This window comes from Cupriavidus sp. 05N39 (genome assembly GCF_056397325.1).
Genome location: NZ_JBFTNE010000188.1, coordinates 1 through 6,232, shown reverse-complemented (window position 1 = coordinate 6,232; position 6,232 = coordinate 1). Strand labels below are relative to the sequence as shown.

Below are 6,232 nucleotides of genomic sequence, written 5' to 3'. Positions count from 1 at the left end.
GTGCTGGGTGGAGCGGTTGTCCCAGAAGGCAATGGTGTTGCGCTGCCATTTCAGACGCACCTGGTACTCGGGCGCGGCAGCCTGGCGGAAGAGGTATTGCATCAGGTCCATCTCCGCCGGCCGGAAGTCGGAGCCGATGCGGTACGGCTGCTCCCTGGCGTAGTTGGCGAAGTGGGTCGTGAACCCCTCGTTGACGTAGAGGATCTTTTCACCGCTTTCCGGATGCGTGCGCACCACGGGGTGGACCGCGGGCGGGTACTTCTGGCGCATGGCCTCGTACTTGTCGTCCGCAAGGGCCTGGCCGAAGGTCGGCATCGCGTCGTGCACGCCATTGAGCCGGGCAATGCGCGCCTTGACGTCTTCCGGCAGGTTGGCATAGGCCGCCGCCATATTGACCCAGATCGTGTCGCCGCCCACCTCGGGCGTTTCCACGCAACGCAGCATCGAGGCCATGGACGGGACTTCGCGCCATGACACGTCGGAGTGGTACAGGTTCTCGCGGCCGCGCTGCCCCCCGTTGCGGCCAAACACCACCAGCTCCGGATGGTCCGGGTGGTGGCCGATCATGGGGTGGATCTCCAGTTCGCCGAAGCGGCGCGCCACGGCCACATGCTGCGCTGGCGAGATCTCCTGGTCGCGGAAGAACAGCACCTTGAACTTCACCAGCGCGCGGCGCAGGGCGAGATAGGTAGCGTCGCCGAGCGGCTGGCGCAGGTCGATGCCGCCGATCTCCGCGCCGATGGTCGGCGTGGACCGCCTGACGGTAAAGGGCCAGCTCTCGGTGTCCGTCGCCCTGGTTGCAGGCAGGTCGGGGGCGGTAACAGCAGCTTGCATCTTGTGTCTCCTCGTCTTTGGGGCTGCCATCAGCCGCCACCTGGCGCTGGCTGTACGGCAGTTGCATACAGGCTGACGCGTTCGCGCCAGCCAGGCTCCTTGCGAAAGCGCGGGCATTGCGCCACCCATGGCGTCAGTCGTGCCGCGCCGTCATCACCGGGTCGTCCGCCGGCACGCGCCGCATCTTCGCCGTGTCCAGGCGCATCAGCCCGAACGCACCGCTGTAGAAGATGTGGCCCTGCGGATCGACCTTGATCGGCGAGTAGAAGCCGTTGAAGGTCGGGTCGCTGCCAGTGCGGATTGTCATTACGGTCTTGCCGGTGTCGAGATCCATGCCGATGTGGTAGCGATCATTCCACTTGCCGGTGAAATACCCGTCGATGATCGCCATGCGGCCGGCACCGCTGATCATTGGCACGATCGAGATCGAGGACACATCGGTGCGCACCCATTGCGTGCGCCAGGCATGTGCCTTCTGCTGCCACTTGAGGGCGGCGACGCCGGCCGGGCCGGGGCGGGTGGCGCCGTTGACCAGGCTGGCGAAGGTGCCGGACGGGCTGAGCTGGGGGGCGCTTCCGGTGGGAATGTTGTTCACGACGAAGGCATAGTCGCCGAAGCCGGCCACGGATTGCTCCGACTGTACCGACTCCTGCGCCGGCCCCATGTCGACCACCTTCTGGTCGGCGATGCGCGGCGACAGCGTGCCGGGCTTCTGTTTCCAGCCGGCGGGGATCTTGTCCCGCCAGAACGCTACCAGGCGCATCTTCTTCGCGCCGTCGGTGATGACGACCAGCTTGTCCTCATTCGGGCTGAACCCCATCAAGGTCGGCGTCGAGCCGGTGCCGTCGCCGATCTTCGGCGCCGGCATGCGCACGCCGCGATCGTAGGACGCCTGCCATGCGCCGCTGGCTTCGTCGCTGCGGATCTTGCCGTCCTTGTCCACCACCAGGCGGTACATGGTCGTGTTGGATGCGACATACACCGCGCCGCCGTTGGCCTCGGGGCCGGTGGCGAAGCTGTTCATGAACAGTTCGTCCTTGCCCGCAACCGTGAAGACGTCGACGACTTCGAGCGTGTCGCGGTTCAGGGTGATGACCTTGCCGCCCAGCGTATTCACGACCAGGTAGCCGTTGTAAGACATGCCCATGCCGAACAGGATGTCGGCCGGACTGCGCGTGCCGCTCGCCGCCCTGGCATTGTCGAAAAGGGAAGCCGGCAGCGTGATCGCCCGCGGCGCCTTCATCCCGGAGCCCGCTTCCTTCGGATCCTCCTGGTCGATACGGAAGATCTGGCGGCCGCTGCAGCCGTAGAAGGCGTCGTCACGGCCGAGTACCGCATAGACCGCGCCGTTGGCGACCTGATCTTCCGCCAGCGTCAAGGCGCGGTTCGGCTGGGACTTCATATAGTCGAGCAGACCCTGCTCGTCCCTTGCATCGAGGAACGTCTTCACCTCCGCGGCCTGTTCGCGGCGCCGCTCGGCGGTGACCGGCGTGTAGTTCGGCAGGTGTACCGGAATTTCGGTGCGGGCGAGTTCCACCAGCTTGTCGCCATCCACGCCCACCTTGCGCAGCGAAAAGCCGGCCCACCACCAGTAGATGTCCTTGCCGCCGACGCGATCGGCAACCAGGGGCAGGCTCCCCGATTCGTTGGGAATGACTTGCACCGAATCGGGCGTGACTTCGAAGTTGCCGCGCGGCACGGCAAAGCCGACGCTGTCCGTAGCGGCATCGTTCCAGTGAGTCTGGTTGTTGTAGGACTGCGCGAGATACGGGTTGGGAACCGGACCAGCGGGGCCGGCCGCGTGCGCTGCCGCGGCGGCAGCGGCGAGCGTCATCGCCAGGGCAAGCCGGCGGCCGCGGGCGTGGGTACGGTCGGAAGAAAACCGGGTGGTGCAGGGACTTTGCTTCATATCACTCACTTCTGCTTCGGGATGTCGTCTGTCATGAAGGGCCGCTCGGCTTGCCGGCCTACGCCGGGAAAAACCGGCGCGGCCGGTTCCCGGGCGGCCTGGTTACCTGGCGGCCGCGCGGATCAGGTCAGCCGCCTTCTCGCCGATCATGATGGCCGGCGCGTTGGTATTGCCGCCGATCAGGGTCGGCATGATCGAGGCATCGGCCACGCGCAGGCCCTCCACGCCGCGCACGCGCAGTTCGGGGTCGACCACCGCCATGTCGTCGGTGCCCATCTTGCAGGTGCCTACGGGGTGGAATACGGAATCGGCATGCTTGCGGATGTAGGCGCGGATCGCCTCTTCGTTGCCCTCGCCGGCGCCGAACGCATCGATGAGCAGCGCCTTGCCGCCCGCACCTGCCAGCGCCGGCTGCGAGAAGATGCGGCGCATCGCCCTGACACCCGCCACCATGCCTGCCATGTCCGCTTCGGCCGACAGGAAACGCGGATCGATCAGCGGCGCATCGCGCGTATCGGTAGACTGCAGCCGCACGTGTCCCCGGCTTTCCGGGCGCAACACGCAGGCGAGGGCGGTAAACCCATGCTTCAGCTCGCGCCGGCTCATTCCGGTGTGGGTGGGCGAGAGTCCGGGCATGAAATGCAGTTGCAGGTCCGGCTCGGGGAGATCGGGGCGGCTCTTGATGAAGGCGCCGGCTTCGGCCAGGTTCGAGCTGACCATCCCGGTGCGCTCACGCCGGTAGCGCCGGATTTCCGACAGCATCCGGAATACGCCGCCCAGGCTGTAGCCGTACAGATCGGTCGAGCGGACCTGCTGGCAAAGGGTGATGTCGAGGTGATCCTGCAGGTTTTCGCCGACACCCGGCAGATCGTGGACCACGGCGATGCCGTGTTCGGCCAGATGCGATGCGGGTCCGATGCCCGAGGCCAGCAGCAACTGGGGGGAATTGAAGGCGCCGCCGCTAAGGATGACTTCGCGTCTGGCGCGCAGGGTCTGCTCGGCGCCGGCGCGCGACACGCGCACCCCGGTGGCGCGCTTGCCTTCGAAGACCACGCGCAGCGCTTGCGTCCCGGTCAGGACGGTCAGGCCCCTGCGCCCGCCGTTCAGGGCGGTGTCGGCGGCGTTGCCGCCATGCAGGTAGGCGCGCGCGCTGTTCCAGCGTTCGCCGTTGCGTTGCGTGACCTGGTACAGGCCGGCACCTTCCTGCTCAGCGCCATTGAAGTCATTGTTCAACGGCAAGCCGGCCTGCACGGCCGCCGCGACGAAGCGCTGCGAGAAGGGGTTCGGCGTGCGCAGGTCGTTGACATGCAGCGGGCCATCGCTGCCATGGTGCCTGTCGCTGACGCGCTGGTTGCGCTCGCTGCGGCGGAAATAGGGCAGCACATCGTCGTAACCCCAGCCCTTGCAGCCCAGGCGCTCCCAAAGGTCGTAGTCATTGCGGTGGCCGCGGATGTAGACCATGCCGTTGATCGAAGAACTGCCGCCCAGCCCCCGGCCGCGCGGCTGGTAGGAGCGCCGCCCGTCGAGGCCCGGCTGCGCAACGGTGCGGTACGCGTAGTTGCGCGGACCGCGCTTGGGCACCACGGCGGCCAGGGCGAGCGGCGTCCACACGCTGTAATGATGGTCGTCCGGGCCAGCCTCCAGCAATGCCACCGTGACCGCCGGATCTTCCGCCAGCCGCGCCGCCAGGGCGCAGCCGGCCGAGCCCGCGCCGACGACGATGTAGTCATACTCCGCCGCTGCCGCTTGCGCGCGGGAATTCTGTGCTGCGTTGCTCATTCCGTTCTCTCGTATCGTGAAGCGTTGCTCGCTGGCCGGTATCGCCGCGCAAGACACGAGAGCGCGCAAAGGGTCACACCGGGGTTGCGCATGACTGGCAGCCGGCGTGTCTGTGTCTCGCTCCGTATCTCTGAGCCGGCGGTACGGTCGGCCGTACTCTTGGCGGTTCAATACTGCCACGACCTGTTATAACAGGTCAAGGGTGAGGGAGGACTCCTGTCATGATAGGTATAATCCATGGACCGCCAGGATCTCCAGCCAGGGGATCCGCTCGAAACACGAAGGACCCGGACCTTGACCACGCCCCAGCCCAGATTCAGGCAAATCGAAGAAGAACTCCGCCAGCGCATCGTCGACAACAAGCTTGGGCCTGGCGCCAAGCTGCCGTCGGAATCCGAACTGATGGCGGAGTTTGGCGTCAGCCGCATCACGGTCCGGCAATCGCTGGCCGGACTGCACGCCAGCGGCCTGATCGAGAAGTTCAACGGCAAGGGCAGCTTCGTCACCCGGCCCGCGGAGACCTCGAACCTGGGGCCGCTGACGGGCTTCTATGAGGCTTCGCGCGCACGGGGGAAACTTGCCCATGGCAAGCTGGTCTCGGTGCGCAAGATCAAGGCGCCGGCGTTCGCCGTGGAAGCACTGGGCCTGAATTCGGGCGCTGCGCTGCTATGCGCCACTACGCTCCGGATGTCGAATGCCGAGCCCGCGGCCCTCTTCATGATCATGGGTGACGAAGCGGTGATCCGCGCGCTGGTGAAGGAGGACCTTGAGACCAATGACGTCATGGCGATCTTCGAGAGCCGGCTGGGTTACCGGATGAAAGAGGTCACTACCGAAAGCTCGGCGATCCCCGCCGCCGGGGATGTGGCGCGGCGGCTGGGGGTCGCGGATGGAACCCCGCTGCTACGCCTGCGATGCACCCCGATCGATATCCGTGGCATCGCGCTTTGCACATCGGAGCTGATCTTTCGGGGCGACCGCTACTCCCACAAAGCGACGGTGACGCGCTAGCCGGCGTTGTCGAGCGGCGTCCGGAAGCCGGACGGACCCCGTCAGTCAGGCGAGCGTGAAGGCCGGCACCGGCGCTCCATCGGCGGTCGCGGCGAACTTGAGCCGGACCGGCTGGCCGATGCGCACTGCGTCCAGGTCGCAATCGATGATGTTGGTCATCATCGATACGCCTTCCTCGAGCTCCACATAGGCAATGCAGAAGGGCGTGGGACCGGCCCGGCGGGTAACGCTGAGCGAATAGACGGTGCCACGGCCCGAGGCCTGCTTCCATTCGGTCTCGCCCATGCAGAACGGGCACAGCGTGCGCGGATACCAGTGCGGCTTGCCGCAGGACTTGCAATGCCTGACCAGCAGGCGGCCTTCGCGCGCGGCCTGCCAGAACGCCGCGTTGTCCGGCGACTCGGCCGGTGCTTTCAACAGGGTGGGGGTGTAGGGGTCGCCATCTTGTTACTCCCGTTCCATGATCAAGGTGGCGCTGCCATGGCGCGAGCCGAGATAGCCGCCGGTGCCCTGGGCCAGCGCCAGGTCGCAGTTCCTGACTTGCACGGCCGGGTGCGCTTCGCCGCGCAACTGGCGCACGGCCTCGATCACCTTGGTGATGCCGCCGCGGTTGGCGGGATGGTTGTTGCACAGGCCGCCGCCGTCGGTATTGAAGGGCAGCTTGCCCACGCCGGAAATCAGGTTGCCGTCGGCCACGAA

6 protein-coding genes are annotated in these 6,232 nt (G+C 66.6%); 1 reads left to right on the top strand and 5 read right to left on the bottom strand.

What is annotated here, in order from left to right; translation table 11 throughout:
* From AC1DN0_RS39855 to AC1DN0_RS39845, 3 genes are all read right to left on the bottom strand, one after another.
* The coding region (locus tag AC1DN0_RS39855) for a TauD/TfdA dioxygenase family protein (protein WP_477146544.1) at positions 1-834 on the bottom strand (834 nt) is incomplete at its 3' end.
* A gap of 133 nt (positions 835-967) precedes the next feature.
* Positions 968-2,743: a hypothetical protein gene (locus AC1DN0_RS39850; protein WP_441630460.1), complete on the bottom strand. Its 1,776-nt coding sequence runs from the start codon at positions 2,741-2,743 to the stop codon at positions 968-970.
* Between the two features lie 102 nt (positions 2,744-2,845).
* The gene (locus tag AC1DN0_RS39845; protein ID WP_477111540.1) at positions 2,846-4,522 is read right to left on the bottom strand and encodes a GMC family oxidoreductase; all 1,677 of its coding nucleotides are present in this window, start codon (positions 4,520-4,522) and stop codon (positions 2,846-2,848) included.
* A gap of 294 nt (positions 4,523-4,816) precedes the next feature.
* Between AC1DN0_RS39845 and AC1DN0_RS39840 the strand changes: the two genes are divergently transcribed.
* Positions 4,817-5,533, top strand: a complete 717-nt coding sequence (locus AC1DN0_RS39840; RefSeq protein WP_477103644.1) for a GntR family transcriptional regulator — start codon at positions 4,817-4,819, stop codon at positions 5,531-5,533.
* Positions 5,534-5,578: 45 nt separating this feature from the next.
* Here AC1DN0_RS39840 and AC1DN0_RS39835 read toward each other — a convergent pair whose 3' ends face one another.
* Both AC1DN0_RS39835 and AC1DN0_RS39830 read right to left on the bottom strand, forming a co-directional pair.
* A complete protein-coding gene (locus AC1DN0_RS39835; protein WP_477111539.1) occupies positions 5,579-5,950 on the bottom strand; it encodes a Zn-ribbon domain-containing OB-fold protein in 372 nt (123 codons plus the stop codon).
* 30 nt (positions 5,951-5,980) lie between these two features.
* Positions 5,981-6,232, bottom strand: a 252-nt coding sequence (locus tag AC1DN0_RS39830) for a thiolase C-terminal domain-containing protein (protein ID WP_441630467.1), incomplete at its 5' end; no start/stop codon positions are given.